The organism is Aeromonas sp. QDB31, from assembly GCF_027707605.1.
Classification (GTDB): domain Bacteria; phylum Pseudomonadota; class Gammaproteobacteria; order Enterobacterales; family Aeromonadaceae; genus Aeromonas; species Aeromonas media.
Genome location: NZ_JAPCIX010000002.1, coordinates 37308 through 53796, shown reverse-complemented (window position 1 = coordinate 53796; position 16489 = coordinate 37308). Strand labels below are relative to the sequence as shown.

Annotated in this window: 11 protein-coding genes; 9 read left to right on the top strand and 2 right to left on the bottom strand. The window is 64.2% G+C overall.

Annotated elements, in window-relative coordinates; translation table 11 throughout:
- The first annotated feature begins 54 nt into the window (after nt 1-54).
- From nuoG to nuoN, 8 genes are all read left to right on the top strand, one after another.
- Nucleotides 55-2784: an NADH-quinone oxidoreductase subunit NuoG gene (gene nuoG / locus PG898_RS02220; protein ID WP_171268902.1), complete on the top strand. Its 2730-nt coding sequence runs from the start codon at nt 55-57 to the stop codon at nt 2782-2784.
- Nucleotides 2781-3749 carry an NADH-quinone oxidoreductase subunit NuoH gene (gene nuoH, locus PG898_RS02215; protein WP_025327220.1) on the top strand — a complete coding sequence of 323 codons (969 nt, stop codon included), beginning with the start codon at nt 2781-2783 and terminating at the stop codon, nt 3747-3749. The genes nuoG and nuoH overlap by 4 nt, the downstream gene beginning before the upstream one ends.
- Before the next feature lie 7 nt (nt 3750-3756).
- Nucleotides 3757-4299 carry an NADH-quinone oxidoreductase subunit NuoI gene (gene nuoI / locus PG898_RS02210; protein WP_025327221.1) on the top strand — a complete coding sequence of 181 codons (543 nt, stop codon included), beginning with the start codon at nt 3757-3759 and terminating at the stop codon, nt 4297-4299.
- Nucleotides 4300-4308: 9 nt separating this feature from the next.
- Complete coding sequence (gene nuoJ, locus PG898_RS02205; protein WP_171268901.1) at nt 4309-4860, top strand: NADH-quinone oxidoreductase subunit J; 552 nt, start codon at nt 4309-4311, stop codon at nt 4858-4860.
- Nucleotides 4857-5165: an NADH-quinone oxidoreductase subunit NuoK gene (gene nuoK / locus PG898_RS02200; RefSeq protein ID WP_005314891.1), complete on the top strand. Its 309-nt coding sequence runs from the start codon at nt 4857-4859 to the stop codon at nt 5163-5165. Before nuoJ ends, nuoK begins: the two co-directional genes overlap by 4 nt.
- Nucleotides 5162-7009: an NADH-quinone oxidoreductase subunit L gene (gene nuoL / locus PG898_RS02195; protein ID WP_171268900.1), complete on the top strand. Its 1848-nt coding sequence runs from the start codon at nt 5162-5164 to the stop codon at nt 7007-7009. Before nuoK ends, nuoL begins: the two co-directional genes overlap by 4 nt.
- A gap of 68 nt (nt 7010-7077) precedes the next feature.
- A complete protein-coding gene (nuoM, locus tag PG898_RS02190) occupies nt 7078-8595 on the top strand; it encodes an NADH-quinone oxidoreductase subunit M (protein WP_270823433.1) in 1518 nt (505 codons plus the stop codon).
- A 49-nt stretch (nt 8596-8644) separates the two neighbouring features.
- Complete coding sequence (gene nuoN / locus PG898_RS02185; RefSeq protein ID WP_042650465.1) at nt 8645-10108, top strand: NADH-quinone oxidoreductase subunit NuoN; 1464 nt, start codon at nt 8645-8647, stop codon at nt 10106-10108.
- Nucleotides 10109-10368: 260 nt separating this feature from the next.
- Here nuoN and purL read toward each other — a convergent pair whose 3' ends face one another.
- Nucleotides 10369-14262, bottom strand: a complete 3894-nt coding sequence (gene purL, locus PG898_RS02180; RefSeq protein ID WP_270823432.1) for a phosphoribosylformylglycinamidine synthase — start codon at nt 14260-14262, stop codon at nt 10369-10371.
- 149 nt (nt 14263-14411) lie between these two features.
- Between purL and mltF the strand changes: the two genes are divergently transcribed.
- Nucleotides 14412-15905, top strand: coding sequence for a membrane-bound lytic murein transglycosylase MltF (mltF, locus tag PG898_RS02175; protein WP_270823431.1), 1494 nt, complete (start codon nt 14412-14414; stop codon nt 15903-15905).
- A 343-nt stretch (nt 15906-16248) separates the two neighbouring features.
- On the opposite strand, the gene PG898_RS02170 is transcribed toward mltF, so the two are convergent.
- Entirely contained in the window at nt 16249-16479 is a 231-nt protein-coding gene (locus tag PG898_RS02170; RefSeq protein ID WP_042650463.1) for a zinc ribbon domain-containing protein, read from the bottom strand.
- Between the last annotated feature and the right edge of the window lie 10 nt (nt 16480-16489).

The following is a 16489-nucleotide window of genomic DNA, read 5'->3' as shown; positions in this document are numbered from 1 at the left end:
CCAGGACGCATCGGGCAATAGCCGATTTCACAAAACAGGTTTCAGGGAAGTTGTATGGCAACCATTCATGTAGACGGTAAAGAGTTCGAGGTAGACGGGGCAGACAACCTGCTGCAAGCCTGTCTGTCTCTGGGTCTGGACGTCCCCTATTTTTGCTGGCACCCGGCGCTCGGCAGCGTCGGCGCCTGCCGCCAGTGCGCGGTCAAACAGTACCAGAATGCCGACGACAAGCGCGGCCGCCTGGTCATGTCCTGCATGACCCCCTCCACCGATGGCACCTATATCTCCATCGAGGACGAAGAGGCGAAGGAGTTTCGCAAGACGGTGGTGGAGTGGCAGATGACCAATCACCCCCACGACTGCCCGGTGTGCGAAGAGGGCGGCGCCTGCCACCTGCAGGACATGACGGTGATGACGGGCCACAACAGCCGCCGCTACCGCTTCACCAAGCGCACCCACCAGAATCAGGATCTCGGCCCCTTCATCAACCACGAGATGAACCGCTGCATCGCCTGCTATCGCTGCGTGCGCTACTACAAGGATTACGCCGGCGGCGAGGATCTGGGGGTCTATGGCGCCCACGACAACGTTTACTTCGGTCGGGTCGAGGATGGCACCCTGGAGAGCGAGTTCTCCGGCAACCTGGTGGAGGTCTGCCCCACCGGCGTCTTCACCGACAAGACCCACTCCGAGCGCTACAACCGCAAGTGGGACATGCAGTTTGCGCCCAGCATCTGCCAGCAGTGCTCGGTCGGCTGCAACATCAGCCCGGGGGAGCGTTATGGCGAGCTGCGCCGCATCGAGAACCGCTTCCACGGCGCCCTGAACCACTACTTCCTCTGTGATCGTGGCCGCTTCGGTTACGGCTATGTCAACCAGGCCGACCGCCCGCGCCAGCCGCTGCTGCGCGATGGCAATGACAAGCTGGCCATCACGGTGGATGGTGCCCTGAACCGCGCTGCCGATGCCCTGCGCACCGCCTCCGGCATCATCGGTATCGGCTCGCCCCGCGCCTCGCTCGAGAGCAACTTCGCCCTGCGCGAGCTGGTAGGCGCCGACAACTTCTACGCAGGCGTTGAGCAGAGCGAATGGGCCTGCCTACAGAAGATGCTGCATGTGCTGCACCAGGGCGGGGTACGCACCCCGAGCCTGCGCGATATGGAAGAGGCAGACGCCGTGCTGGTGCTGGGTGAAGATGTCACCCAGACCGCCGCCCGCATCGCCCTGGCCCTGCGTCAGGCGGTCAAGGGCAAGGGACGCGAGATCGCCCGCAAGCTGAAGGTGGACTTGTGGCAGGTCGCCGCGGTGCAGACGCTCGCTCAGAATGAGCGCTACCCCTTGCTCATCACCAGCCTGGATCAGACCCGTCTCGACGACGTGGCCGCCGATACACTGCACGCCCCCCACGCCAATCAGGCCCGCCTCGGCTTTGCCATCGCCCACCTGCTCGACGGCTTGGCCCCTGCCCCGCAGGATCTGGACGCCGATCAGCTGGCGCAAGCCAGCCGCTGGGCCGAGCTGCTCGGCAATGCCAAAAAGCCCCTCATCATCGCGGGCTCAGGTGCCCGCAGTCAGGCGCTGATCGAGGCGGCCAGCAACATAGCCCACGCCCTCAAGGGTCGCGGTCAGGCCGTCGAACTGGCGCTGGTGGCCCAAGAGGCCAACAGCCTGGGGCTGGCCATGCTGGCTGGCAACGCCGCCCCGCTTGAAGCCGCCCTCGAGCGCATCGAAGGGAGCGATCGGCTTGCGCTGATCACCCTGGAGAACGATCTCTACCGCCGTGCTCCCCGCAACCGGATCGATGCCGCCATCAAGCGCCTGCAGTATCTGCTGGTGGTGGATCATCAGGACACCCGCACTGCCCGGCAGGCCCACCTGGTGCTGCCTGCCGCCAGCTTCGCGGAGGCCGATGGCACCCTGATCAACATGGAAGGCCGCGCCCAGCGCTTCTTCCAGGTCTATGCCCCCGCCTTCTACGACGCCGACATCCAGGTACGCGAGGGCTGGCGCTGGCTGGCCGCGCTGCAAGGCACGCTGGACAGAAAGGCCCCGCGCTGGAGCACCTTCGACGAGGTGAGTGCGGCCTGCGCCGCCTCGGCTCCGCTACTGGCCACCATGCGCGAAGCCGCCCCCAACGCGGGTCTGCGCATCCGTGGCATGAAGCTCGCCCGCGAGCCGCACCGCTACAGCGGCCGCACCTCCATGCTGGCGGATCAGAACGTGAGCGAGCCCCGTGTGGCGCAAGACCCCGACTCCCCCTTCAACTTCTCCATGGAAGGCTATGCAGGTGCCCGCCAGCCCCTGCAACAGGTGCCGTTCGCCTGGGCGCCGGGCTGGAACTCCCCCTCTGCCTGGAACAAGTTCCAGGATGAGGTGGGTGGCAACCTGCGGGCCGGCGATCCCGGTCGTCGCCTGCTGGAGCCAGGCAGCGAGTCCCTCGGCTGGTTCGACACCATTCCCGCGCCCTTCAGGGCAGAGGCAGCCCTGCAGGTGGTCAGTTATGACCAGCTGTTCGGTGGCGACGAGCTCTCCGCGCGCAGCCCCGTCATCCAGGCCCGCATGGGAGAACCCGAGCTGGTGCTGAACCCGGCCGACGCTGCCCGCTTGGCCCTTCATGCCGGCCATCTGGTGGCCTTCTCCTGGGGTGGCCACCACTGGCGGCTGACACTGCGGCTCAGCGAACGGCTGGCACCGGGCCTGCTCGGCCTGCCCCTGGGCGCCCATGGTCTGCCGACCGCGCTGCACCAGGCCTATGTGACTGACTTGCAGGAGGCCATCGCATGAGCAATGAGCTGATCGATCTGTTGCTGGAGGTAGGCAAAGCCTTGATCGTGCTGGTGGGGATCGTGGGGGCAGGCGCCTTCATGAGCTTCATCGAGCGCCGTCTGCTGGCGCTCTGGCAAGACAGGTACGGCCCCAACCGGGTGGGCCCCTTCGGCCTGCTGCAACTGGCGGCCGACATGGTCAAGATGTTCTTCAAGGAGGACTGGATCCCGCCGTTCGCGGATCGCCGGATCTTCGTGCTGGCCCCCATCATCGCCTTTACCGCCTTCATCCTGGCGTTTGCTGTGGTGCCCATCACCCCCACCTGGGGCGTGGCGGATCTCAACGTGGGGCTGCTCTACATCCTGGCCATCGCAGGGCTCGCGGTCTACGCCGTGCTGTTCGCCGGCTGGTCGAGCAACAACAAGTACTCCCTGCTCGGCAGCCTGCGCGCCTCGGCCCAGACCCTCTCCTACGAGGTGTTCCTCGGCCTGTCGCTCATGGGCATCGTCATCCAGACCGGCAGCTTCAACCTGCGGGATATAGTGGAAGCGCAAGCCGGTTTGTGGAACGTGATCCCCCAGTTCCTGGGCTTCATCACCTTCCTGTTTGCCGGGGTTGCCGTCACCCACCGCCACCCGTTTGACCAGCCGGAGGCCGAGCAGGAGCTCGCCGACGGCTATCACATCGAGTACGCGGGCATGAAATGGGGTCTCTTCTTCGTGGGCGAGTACATCGGCATAGTGCTGATCTCCTCCCTCATCGTGACCCTCTTCTTCGGTGGCTGGCACGGCCCATGGCTGCCGCCCTTCATCTGGTTTGCCCTGAAGACCGCCTGTTTCATGGTGTTCTTCATCCTGCTGCGGGCCTCCCTGCCCCGCCCGCGCTTTGACCAGGTGATGTCCTTTGGCTGGAAAGTCTGCTTACCGCTTACCTTGCTCAACATGCTGGTAACCGGCGCCGTCGTGCTTATGAACGTGCAGTGAGGCACCAATGAAAATTACGAGCATTATCAAGGGTGTTGGCACCCAACTGCGCAGTCTGGGGATGGTTTTCTCCCATGCCTGGCGCCCCCGCGAGACCCTGAACTACCCGGAGCAGCAGGTCTATGCCGCCCCCCGTTTCCGTGGCCGCATCGTACTGACTCGGGATCCGGACGGTGACGAGCGCTGCGTGGCGTGCAACCTGTGCGCCGTGGCCTGCCCGGTCGGCTGCATCTCGCTGCAAAAAGCGGAGCGGGACGACGGTCGCTGGTACCCGGAGTTCTTCCGCATCAACTTCTCCCGCTGCATCTTCTGCGGCCTGTGTGAAGAGGCCTGCCCCACCACCGCCATCCAGCTGACGCCGGATTTCGAGATGGGAGAGTATCGCCGCCAGGATCTGGTGTACGAGAAGGAAGATCTGCTGATCAGCGGCCCCGGCAAGTACCCGGACTACAACTTCTACCGCATGAGCGGGATGGCCATCGACGGCAAGCCCAAAGGGGATGCCGAGAACGAAGCCAAGCCCATCGATGTCAAGAGCCTGCTGCCCTAGGAGTCAATCATGGAACTGGCATTTTATGCCGCGGCCCTGGTCGCCGTTTACAGCACGCTGCGGGTCATCAGCACCAGCAACCCCATGCATGCGCTGCTCAATCTCATCATCTCCCTCATCGCCGTGGCCATGATCTTCTTCTGCCTGGGGGCCTCCTTCGCAGGCGCCCTGCAGGTGATCGTCTACGCCGGCGCCATCATGGTGCTGTTCGTGTTCGTGGTGATGATGCTGAACCTGGGTTCCGCCCAGGATCAGGAGCGCAACTGGCTCACCCCCATGACCTGGGGTGGGCCCGCCCTGCTCTCCCTCATCCTGCTTGGCTTTCTGGCCTACGGTATCCTCGGGGTCACCGGCGGTGAGCTGGGGCTGACCGACGTCAGCGCCAAGGAGGTCGGCATCGCCCTGTTCGGCCCCTATGTGCTGGCGGTGGAGCTCGCCTCCATCCTGCTGCTGGCGGGTCTGGTCACCGCCTATCACCTTGGCCGTGAAGACAAGAGCGGGGAAGTGCTTTCCGTCCCCAAACCCACAGCTCGCCCATCCCAGGAAGGAGGTCAGTCATGAATGGAATCCCAATGGAACACGGTCTGCTGCTGGCGGCCATCCTGTTCTGCATCGGGCTGTGCGGTCTGCTGATCCGCCGCAACCTGCTGTTTATCCTCATGAGTATCGAGATCATGATGAATGCGTCCGCGCTGGCGTTCGTGGTGGCGGGTAGCCGCTGGGCCCAGGCCGACGGCCAGATCATGTACATACTGGTGATTTCTCTGGCGGCAGCGGAGGCCAGTATCGGCCTCGCCCTGTTACTGCTGCTCTATCGTCGTTACCACACCCTGAACGTGGACACTGTGAGCGAGATGCGCGGATGAGCCTCCTATACCTGACTTTCCTGTTCCCCCTGCTGGGGTGGCTGCTGCTGGCCTTCTCCATCGGCCGTCTCGGCGAGCGCAGTGCGGCACTCATCGGTGTCGGCAGCATAGGCCTGTCGGCCCTCACTACCCTGTGGGTCGGCATCAACTTTCTCGGCAACATGCCGGAAGGCGGCGTCTATACCCAGACCCTGTGGCAGTGGATGTCGGTGGGCGAATTCCAGCCCGCCTTCCGCCTCTCCCTGGATGGGCTATCGCTGACCATGCTGGGGGTGGTGACCGGGGTGGGCTTCTTCATCCACCTGTTCGCCTCCTGGTACATGCGCGGGGAAGAGGGCTATTCCCGCTTCTTCACCTACACCAACCTCTTCATCGCCAGCATGGTGTTCCTGGTGCTGGCCGATGATCTGCTGTTCGTCTACCTCGGCTGGGAAGGGGTGGGGCTGTGCAGCTACCTGCTGATCGGCTTCTACTACCGCAACCCGGCCAACGGGGCAGCCGCCCTCAAGGCCTTCGTGGTGACCCGGGTCGGCGACGTTTTCCTCGCCATCGGGCTCTTCGTGCTCTACCGCGAGCTCGGCACCCTCAACATCCACGAGCTGCTGGTGCGCGCCCCCGCGATGTTTGCCGAGGGCTCCCCTGCCCTGTCGTTCGCCTGCCTGATGCTGCTCGGCGGCGCGGTCGGCAAGTCCGCCCAGCTGCCGCTGCAGACCTGGCTGGCAGACGCCATGGCGGGCCCGACCCCGGTCTCGGCGCTGATCCACGCGGCCACCATGGTGACCGCCGGTGTCTACCTCATCGCCCGCACCCATGGTCTGTTCCTGCTGGCCCCGGAGATCCTGCATCTGGTGGCCCTGGTCGGTGCCATCACGCTGGTGCTGGCAGGCTTTGCGGCGCTGGTCCAGACCGACATCAAGCGGATTTTGGCCTACTCCACCATGAGCCAGATTGGCTACATGTTCCTGGCCCTGGGGGTCGGCGCCTGGGAAGGGGCCATCTTCCACCTGATGACCCACGCCTTCTTCAAGGCGCTGCTGTTCCTCTCCGCCGGTGCCGTCATAGTCGCGACCCACCACGAGCAGAACATCTTCAAGATGGGAGGCCTGCGCAAGAGTCTGCCGCTGGTCTATGCCTGCTTCCTGGTGGGAGGCTCGGCCCTGGCCGCGCTGCCGCTGGTCACCGCCGGCTTCTACAGTAAAGACGCCATCCTCTGGCAGGTGCAGGCCAGTGGCCAGAGCGCCCTGCTGTGGGCCGGTCTGGGTGGGGCCTTCCTGACTTCCCTCTACACCTTCCGCCTCATCTTCATCGCCTTCCATGGCAAGGAGCAGACCCAGGCCCACGCCGGACACGGCCTGGCCCACCAGCTGCCGCTGCTGGTGCTACTGGTGCTCTCCACTGGTGTGGGTGCATTGATAGTACCGCCGCTCGCCGGGGTACTGCCGGCAGGCCCGGGGGATCATATCGAAGAGGGGCGCCACAGCCTCGAGATCCTCTCCGGCGTCATCGCCGTGGCAGGCATTGCGCTCGCCGCCTTCCTCTTCCTCGGCGAACGTCGCCTGGCGAAGGGGATCGCCGAGAGTGCGCCGGGCCGCGCCCTCAGCACCCTCTGGTTCAATGCCTGGGGCTTTGACTGGCTCTATGACTGGCTCTGGGTCAAGCCCTACCTGCTGACAACCCGCTTGCTCGGCAAGGACCCGCTGGATCGGATGATGAACCTGCCCGCCGTGCTGGCCCAGGGTGGCCACCAGCTGCTGGCCTGGACCGTCTCCGGCAAGCTGCGCTGGTACGCCGCCTCCATGGGGATGGGCGCCGCCCTGATCCTGGCCCTGCTGCTGCTCGGCTGATCCATGAGCCCAATATGTGTGGCAGGCCCGGGGCCTGCCCGACTAGAACCTAGACGAGAGCTGATATCGTGACCTTACTCTGGATCTTGTTAATTCCTTTTATCGGCGGCTTGCTCTGCTGGCAGATGGAGCGGCTCGGCGGACAATTCGTTCGCTGGGTAGCCCTGCTCTCCATGAGCGCCTGTCTGGTGCTCTCCGGTGCCATCTGGCTGGGGGGTGACTTCTCCCTCGCGAGCCCCGGCCTCCCCGTCTGGGCGGCCGAGTGGCAGCAACCCTGGATCCCCCGCTTCGGCATCTCATTGCACCTGGCGGTAGACGGCCTGTCACTCCTGATGGTGATGCTCACCAGCTTCATCGGGGTGCTGGCCATCCTCTGTTCCTGGAAGGAGATAGTGCAGCGCATCGGCTTCTTCCACCTCAACCTGCTGTGGATTTTGGGCGGCGTGCTCGGCGTCTTCATGGCGGTGGACCTGTTCCTGTTCTTCTTCTTCTGGGAGATGATGCTGGTTCCCATGTACTTCCTGATCGCGCTATGGGGTCACTCGGTCACCGACGGCAAATCCCGGATCAACGCGGCCACCAAGTTCTTCATCTACACCCAGGCGAGCGGCCTCATCATGCTGGTGGCCATCCTGGGCCTGGTGCTGACCCACCACGCCAGCACAGGCGTCTTCACCTTCAACTATCAGGAGCTGCTGAACACCCCCATGAGCAGCACGGTACAGTGGCTGCTGATGCTGGGCTTCTTCATCGCCTTCGCAGTCAAGATGCCGCTGGTGCCCCTGCACGGCTGGTTGCCGGACGCCCACAGCCAGGCGCCGACCGCGGGCTCGGTGGATTTGGCAGGGATCCTGCTGAAAACCGCTGCCTACGGCCTGCTGCGCTTCACCCTGCCGCTCTTTCCAGAGGCCTCCGCCGAGTTCGCCCCCTACGCCATGCTCCTTGGCCTGTTCGGCATCGTCTACGGCGCCCTGCTGGCCTTCGCCCAGACCGATATCAAGCGTCTGGTGGCCTACACCAGCATCTCCCATATGGGCTTCGTGATGATTGCCATCTATTCGGGCAGTGAGCTGGCCCTGCAGGGGGCCGTGGTGCAGATGATCGCCCACGGCCTCTCCGCCGCCGGTCTCTTCATCCTGTGCGGCCAGCTCTACGAGCGGCTGCACACCCGGGATCTGCGCCTGATGGGCGGCCTCTGGGGTCGGCTGCGCTACCTGCCCGGCGTCATGCTGTTCTTCTCGGTGGCCTCCCTTGGCATGCCGGGTACCGGCAACTTCGTCGGTGAGTTCCTGATCCTCATCGGCAGCTTCCAGGTAGCCCCCATCATCACCATCATCGCCACCTTCGGCCTGGTGCTGGCCTCGGTCTACTCCCTCATCATGCTGCAGCGCGCCTGCTTCGGTGCCCCCAGGGACGAGAGCGTCCTCAAGGGCCTGGACAGACGGGAGCTGGCCATGATGCTGACCATCGCCGGCCTGCTGGTGCTGCTCGGTCTCTACCCGCAACCCGTGCTCGACACCGCCAGCAGCAGTCTGCTGAGCGTGCTGCACTGGTACGCGCTGCCAGTCACAGGAGCACTGCAATGATGCCCTCTCCTTCTCTCTCCCTTTCTTTGTCCACGCCGGGAGCCTTGTCATGACGTTTACCGCCGCCCAACTATTGGCCCTGCTGCCCCTGTTGCTGACCACGGGGGCCATGGTCGCCCTGATGCTCGCCATCGCCTGGAAGCGCTGCGATGACACCGCCTTCGTGGTGACCATCACAGGTCTCAACCTGGCGCTGTTTTCCCTGCCCATCGTCATGGCCCAGGGGGATCAGGGGGTCACTCCCCTGCTGCAAGTGGACAGCTATGCGGTCTTCTACATGGGGCTGGTGCTCATCGGCGCCCTGGCCACCTGTACCTTCGGTCGCTCCTGGCTCAAGGGCTACCCGGATAACCGGGAAGAGTTCTACCTGCTGCTCTTGATCGCCACCGCAGGCGGCCTGGTACTGGCGGGCTCCCGTCACCTCGCGTCGCTGTTCATCGGGATCGAGATGCTGACCCTGCCCATGTTCGGTCTGGTGGGCTATGCCTACCGCGAGCGCCACTCCCTGGAGGCCAGCATCAAGTACATGGTGCTCTCCGCCGCCGCCACCGCCTTCCTGCTATTCGGCATGGCGCTGCTCTATGCCCAGGCGGGCAGCCTGAGCTTCAGCGATCTTGGCCTGACCCTGGCCCAGAGCCCGGCTCACCACCCGCTGCTGATGGGGGGCTTTGGCCTGATGCTGGTGGGCTTTGCCTTCAAGCTCTCCCTGGCCCCCTTCCACCTCTGGACCCCGGATGTCTATGAGGGCGCCCCGGCGCCTGTGGCCACCTTCCTCGCCACCGTGAGCAAGATAGCCGTGTTCTGCGTGCTGCTGCGCTTCTACCTGGCGGTGCCCGCCACCTCGGACCCCATGATCCACTGGCTGCTGGCAGCCATGGCAGTCATCTCCATCGTGGTCGGCAACCTACTGGCGCTGATCCAGACCAACATCAAGCGGATGATGGGTTACTCCTCCATCTCCCACTTCGGCTATCTGCTGGCAGTGGTGGTGGCAAGCCGCCTCGGCCAGATGCCGGTGGAAGCGGCGGGTGTCTACCTGCTGATGTATCTGTTCACCAGCCTGGGGGCCTTCGGCGTCATCAGCATGATGTCGAGCCCCTATCGCGGCAAGGATGCGGACTCCCTGCACAGCTACCGAGGCCTGTTCTGGAAGCGTCCTTACCTGACCGCCGTCATGACGGTGATGATGCTCTCCTTGGCGGGCATCCCCATGACGCTCGGCTTCATCGGCAAGTTCTACCTCATCGGGGTGACGGTCGATGCCAAGCTGTGGTGGCTCTCCGGCGCCATCGTGCTCGGCAGTGCGCTGGGTCTCTACTACTACCTGCGCGTCATGGTCACCCTCTACCTGCGCGAACCCGGCATGCAGCTGCGCGATGCCAGGGCCGACTGGGCCTTCTCCTCCGGCGGGCTGGTGGTACTGCTCTCCGCCATCCTGGTGGTGGCGCTCGGCATCTATCCCCAGCCGGTCATCAGCCTAGTGCAGGGCTTCCAGCACGTGGTGCTGCGCTAGCCTCAGCTCCACTCCACACAGCAAAACCGGCCTACGTGGCCGGTTTTTTTATCTCCCCAGACTGCCGGGCCCCGGGGTCAAGCTCGCCGTGCCAATGCCCTCCTCCCGTTCAGCCTCTCACCTCAACGCTCATCTTTGCTCTCCCCTCCCTCAGTCACCATTCACCAGCCATCACCCCAAGGGGCATAAAGCCTCTCCCGCGCCCATAAAAAAACCGGCCACGGGGCCGGTTTATGATTTTCTACCATGTCAGCGCGGGATTAACCCAGACGCACGCGAGCGTTTCTGAACATCCGCATCCAGGCGCCATCTTCGCCCCAGTTGTCCGGGTGCCAGGAGTTCGCCACGGTGCGGAACACCCGCTCCGGGTGCGGCATCATGATGGTGGCGCGGCCGTCCGTGGTGGTGACCGCGGTGATGCCCGCCGGCGCCCCGTTCGGGTTGGCCGGGTACTGCTCGGTGACCTGACCCCGGTTGTCCACGAAACGCAGCCCCACCAGGCCGCTCTGTTGCAGCGCGGCAAGGTGAGCGGCGTCGCGCACCTCCACCCGCCCTTCCCCGTGGGAGACGGCAATCGGCATCACGGAGCCCGCCATGCCGGCGAAGAAGGCGGAGGGTGACTCCTGCACTTCCACCAGGCTGAAGCGCGCCTCGAAACGCTCGGAGCGGTTGCGCACGAAACGCGGCCAGAGATCGGCCCCCGGGATGAGGTCACGCAGGTTGGACATCATCTGGCAACCGTTGCACACACCCAAGGAGAGGGTATCGCCACGCTCGAAGAAGCGCTGGAACTGCTCGCGGGCCCCGTCGTTGAACAGGATGGACTTGGCCCAGCCTTCCCCCGCCCCCAGCACGTCGCCGTAGGAGAAGCCGCCACAGGCCACCAGGGTCTGGAACTCTTCCAGCTTGATGCGATCGGACAGGATGTCACTCATATGCACATCCACCGCCGCGAACCCGGCTCGGTCGAACGCCGCGGCCATCTCCACGTGGGAGTTGACCCCCTGCTCGCGCAGCACCGCCAGACGGGGGGAGACCCCGCGGGCGATATAGGGGGCGGCCACGTCCTCGGACGGGTTGTAGGTCAGCCTGGCCTGCAGACCCGGATCGGTGGCGTCCTGACGGGCGGCGTGTTCCTGATCCGCGCACTCCGGGTTGTCCCGCAGGCGCTGCATCTGCCAGCTGGTCTCACCCCAAAGGGTGCGCAGGGCGGTGCGGCTGGCGCGGTACACTTCGGTGCCGGCGCGCTGGAACAGGATGAGATCATCCTCACGTACCGTGCCCAGCACGTGGGAGCAGGCCGCCAGACCGTGTCCGGCCAACAGGGTCAGCACGGCTTCCTTGTCGTCGCGGCGCACCTGGATGACGGCGCCCAGCTCCTCGTTGAACAGGGCCGGCAGCAGGTCGCCGCCCACGCGGTCGAGCTGGATGTCGAGGCCACAGTGACCGGCGAAGGCCATCTCGGTCAGGGTGACGAAGAGGCCGCCGTCGGAGCGGTCGTGGTAGGCAATCAGCTTGCGATCTGCCACCAGCGCCTGGATGGCGTTGAAGAAGCCCTTGAGCTGGACCGGGTTGTCCAGATCCGGGGCACTCTCGCCAAGCTGGCGATAGACCTGGGCCAGGGCAGAGGCGCCGAGGCGCTGCTTGCCGTTGCCAAGGTCAATCAGGATAAGATCGGTTTCTCCAAGATCGGTGCGCAGTTGCGGGGTGACGGTATTGCGCACGTCCTCGACCCGGGCAAACGCCGAGATGAGCAGGGAGAGCGGCGAGGTGACGCTGCGCTCCTCCCCGTCCTGCTGCCAGCGGGTCTTCATGGACATGGAGTCCTTGCCCACCGGAATGGTGATACCAAGGGCCGGGCAGAGCTCCTCGCCCACCGCTTTCACGGCTTCGTAGAGGCCGGCATCTTCCCCCGGGTGACCGGCGGCGGACATCCAGTTGGCGGAGAGCTTGACCCGCTTCAGCGATCCGATGTGGGCCGGTGCCAGGTTGGTCAGGGCCTCGGCCACCGCCATACGGGCTGAAGCGGCGTGGGAGAGCAGCGCCACCGGGGTACGCTCCCCCATGGACATGGCTTCGCCATGATAGCTGTCGTAGGTCGCTGCGGTGACGGCGCAATCGGCCACCGGGATCTGCCAGGGGCCGACCATCTGGTCACGGTTGACCAGACCGGTCACGCTGCGATCGCCGATGGTGATGAGGAAGGACTTCTCCGCCACGGTCGGCAGGCGCAGTACCCGCTCGGCCGCCTCGTTCAGGGTGATGCCATCCAGTTGCAGCGCCTTGCCCTGGGCGGGCAGGGTCACCACGTCGCGGTGCATCTTGGGCGCCTTGCCGAGCAGCACGTCCAGCGGCAAATCGATGGGCTGGTTGTCAAAGTGGCTGTCAGAGAGAGTCAGATGCTTCTCTTCGGTGGCGGTGCCGATCACGGCATAAGGAGCGCGCTCGCGCTCGCACAGAGCCTTGAACAGGGGCAGCTTGTCCTGGGCGACCGCCAGCACGTAACGCTCCTGGGATTCGTTGCACCAGATCTCCAGCGGGCTCATGCCCGGCTCGTCGCTGGCGATGGCTCGCAGGTCGAAGCGGCCGCCCCGATCGCCGTCGTTCACCAGCTCCGGCATGGCGTTGGAGAGGCCACCGGCCCCCACGTCGTGGATAAAGACGATGGGATTGTCATCGCCGAGCTGCCAGCAGCGATCGATCACCTCCTGGCAACGGCGCTCCATCTCGGGGTTGTCCCGCTGCACCGAGGCGAAATCGAGGTCTTCGGCAGACTGACCAGAGGCCATGGAGGAGGCTGCGCCGCCCCCCAGGCCGATGTTCATGGCCGGGCCGCCCAGCACGATGAGGGCAGCCCCTACCGGGATCTCTCCCTTCTGGACGTGTTCACTGCGGATGTTGCCGATGCCGCCCGCCAGCATGATGGGCTTGTGGTAGCCACGCACCTCGACGCCGTTGTGGCTCGGCACCTGCTCTTCGAAGGTACGGAAGTAGCCGAGGATGGCGGGACGACCGAACTCGTTGTTGAAGGCGGCGCCACCAAGGGGCCCCTCCTGCATGATGTCAAAGGCGCTGACGATGCGGCTCGGCTTGCCGAAATCCTGCTCCCAGGGCTGCTCGAAACCGGGGATGCGCAGGTTGGAGACGGAGAAGCCCACCAGGCCCGCCTTGGGCTTGGCGCCACGGCCTGTCGCACCCTCGTCGCGGATCTCGCCACCGGAACCGGTGGCCGCCCCCGGGAAGGGGGAGATGGCGGTCGGGTGGTTGTGGGTCTCCACCTTCATCAGGATGTCGACGCGCTCCTGGTGATACTGGTACTCACCGCTGGCGGGGCTCGGGAAGAAACGGCCACCCTGGCTGCCCTCCATCACGGCAGCGTTGTCTTTATAGGCAGACAGGACATGATCCGGCGTCTGCTCGAAGGTGTTCTTGATCATCTTGAACAGCGACTTGGGCTGCGCCTCGCCGTCTATGGTCCAGTCGGCGTTGAAGATCTTGTGACGGCAGTGCTCGGAGTTCGCCTGGGCGAACATGTAGAGCTCGATGTCATTGGGGTTGCGACCAAGCTTGGTGAAGTTCTCCACCAGGTAGTCGATTTCGTCGTCGGCCAGGGCCAGGCCCAGTTCGACGTTGGCCGAGGCCAGGGCGGCGCGGCCACCACCCAGCACGTCCACCTGGGTGAAGGGGCGCGGTTCGTGATGGGCAAACAGGGCGGCGGCCTGGCTCGGCTCATCGAACACCGTCTCCATCATGCGATCGTGCAGCAGGGCCGCGACCTCGCCACGCTGGGCTGCGGTCAGCTCACCCTTGGCCTGCACGTAATAGGCAATGCCGCGCTCCAGCCGCTTGACCTGGTGCAGGCCGCAGTTGTGGGCGATGTCGGTTGCTTTGGAAGACCAGGGGGAGATAGTGCCGGGGCGGGGGGTAACGAGAAACAGCTGACCGCTGGGGGTGTGTTCCGGGATGGTCGGGCCGTAGCGCAGAAGCTGGCCCAAGGTCGCTCGCTCAGGGGGCGACAGCGGGCTCGAAAGCTCGGCAAAGTGCACATATTCGGCATAGACGTCTGCTATCTCTACTCCTCTCTGTGCGCAGCTCTGCAGCAGCTTGTGGACACGAAACTCAGACAGTGCTGGGGCACCACGCAAGATTTCCATATACCTTTCTCACCAAGTTTTAGAGTGTGGGGGGATTTGAGACGCGCGTATTATAGGGATCAGGCCCATCGCGAACAAACGTTTTTCTCATCTCCCACGATGTGACTCCCTCCACCGTCTCTGGTATAAAGGTGCCTCTTTTTTGACAAATGCCGATTTTTTCAACAAGGGTACTCACCTACTTGCGCTGCATTTTTCGACTGTTTATCGGGATGTTGCTGACGCTGGCCCTGGCCGGCTGTGACTTCTATTCCCCCTCCAGCCAGCTGGAGCAGATCCGCCAACGGGGCGAGATCCGTGTTGGCACCCTCTATGGTCCCACCTCCTATTACCAGCGCGACGACACCGCCCAGGGGTTCGATTACGAGCTGGCGCAGCACTATGCCGACTGGCTGGGGGTCAAGCTGACCATAATCCCGGCCTACTCCACCGCCGAGCTGGTCGAGCAACTGCAAAAGGGCAAGCTGGATCTCGCCGCCGCCGCCATCGTCGTGACTCCGGAGCGACGCAAGCTGTTTCGCTTCGGCCCGGGCTTCTACCAGGTATCCCCCAAGCTGGTCTATCGCAACGGCTCTCCCAGGCCCAAGGATCTCGGCGACATCAAGGGCACCATAGTGGTGCCTGCCGGCTCCACCGGTGAGGACCTGATGAAGGAGATGGCCAGTCAGTACCCCAATCTGAACTGGCGCATCAACCGCGATGCCGACGTGGAGGAGCTGCTCAAACAGGTCGCCGACGGCGAGGTCGACTACACAGTAGTGCAGGACACCGTACTGGCCCGCACCCAGCGTTACTACCCCGAACTCACCGAGGGGCTGACCCTCGCCAGCAAGCAGACCGTGGCCTGGGCCATGACCAAGCTGCCCGATGACAGCCTCTATGCCAGCATCATCGACTTCTTCGGTCAGCGCTTCATGGATGGCTCCATCGCCAAGCTCGACGAGAAGTACTTTGGCCACGTGCAGAACTTCGATTTCGTCGACACCCGCACCTTCCTGCAGCGGGCCAAGAGCCTGCTGCCCAAGTACCAGGATCTGTTCCAGACTCACGCCAAGGAGATCGACTGGCGCCTGCTGGCCGCCATCAGCTATCAGGAGTCCCACTGGGATCCTCTGGCACGCTCCTACACAGGGGTGCGCGGCATGATGATGCTCACCGGCCCTACCGCCAAGGCGATGGGAGTGAATGACAGGCTGCACCCGGAGGAGAGCATCAAGGGGGGCGCCCGCTACTTGCAGGAGATGATGGAGAAGGTGCCCGACTCGGTACCGGCCGACGAGAAGGTGTGGTTTGCCCTCACCGCCTACAACATCGGCTATGGCCACATGATGGATGCCCGTCGCCTGACCAAGGAGCTCGGCAAGAACCCCGATGCCTGGGGGGACGTGAAAGAGGTGCTGCCCCTGCTGCAGCAGTCACGCTGGCATCGCAAGGTACGCTATGGCTATGCCCGGGGTGGCGAGGCGCGCAACTATGTCAACAACGTACGCCAGTACTACCAGAGCCTGCTGTGGCTCGACAACGAGCAACAGAAGGCTCATCGCCGCGAAACCCTGGACGAGGACGACGGCAGCGAGCCGGCCGCCCCGGCAGAGCGCCCCGCCATCATCGCCGAAGTGGTCAAGCAGATCATCACCCCCTGAGCCCTGCCGGGTGTGTCGTCTGGGGAAATTCTCTGTTACCATCCTCCCAGACCCAAGCCTGTCTGAGAGAGGCTTGTTGCAATATATTCATCAACTTGCGACACCGATGGCCCCCTATGTCAGGGCTGTCAGCGTCGCCGGGATGACCAGAGAGGAAAACCAGATGCGAACACGCAGAAGAGCCACGTTGACCAGAAAGACCAGATGCGCCTGGAGCCCCAGACGCAAGCTGAAACTGGCCGACATGAAACGCAAGATATGGCACCGAAACCGCTCCTACACCTTGCTGATTGCGGAGCACACAGCATAAACCCGGCCAAGGCCGGGTTTTTTTAATGCCTTTTTATGCCTCGACCGGCGTCAGCTCAAACTGGACAGTACGTTTGGAGATGAGGCTGTTGCAGTGGTGGCAGAAGTAATCCACGGCGCCACATGCCCTGAGCCGTTCAAGCTCATGCTGGCAGGTAGGGCACAGCGCCCGGATCCGATAGTTGGCATGGCACTGGCCGCAGCTCGCCTCCGCACTGCGGCTGTCCAGCTCGGCGTGGCAGGCCGGGCATGTCAAGAGACTCATGGTCATCTCC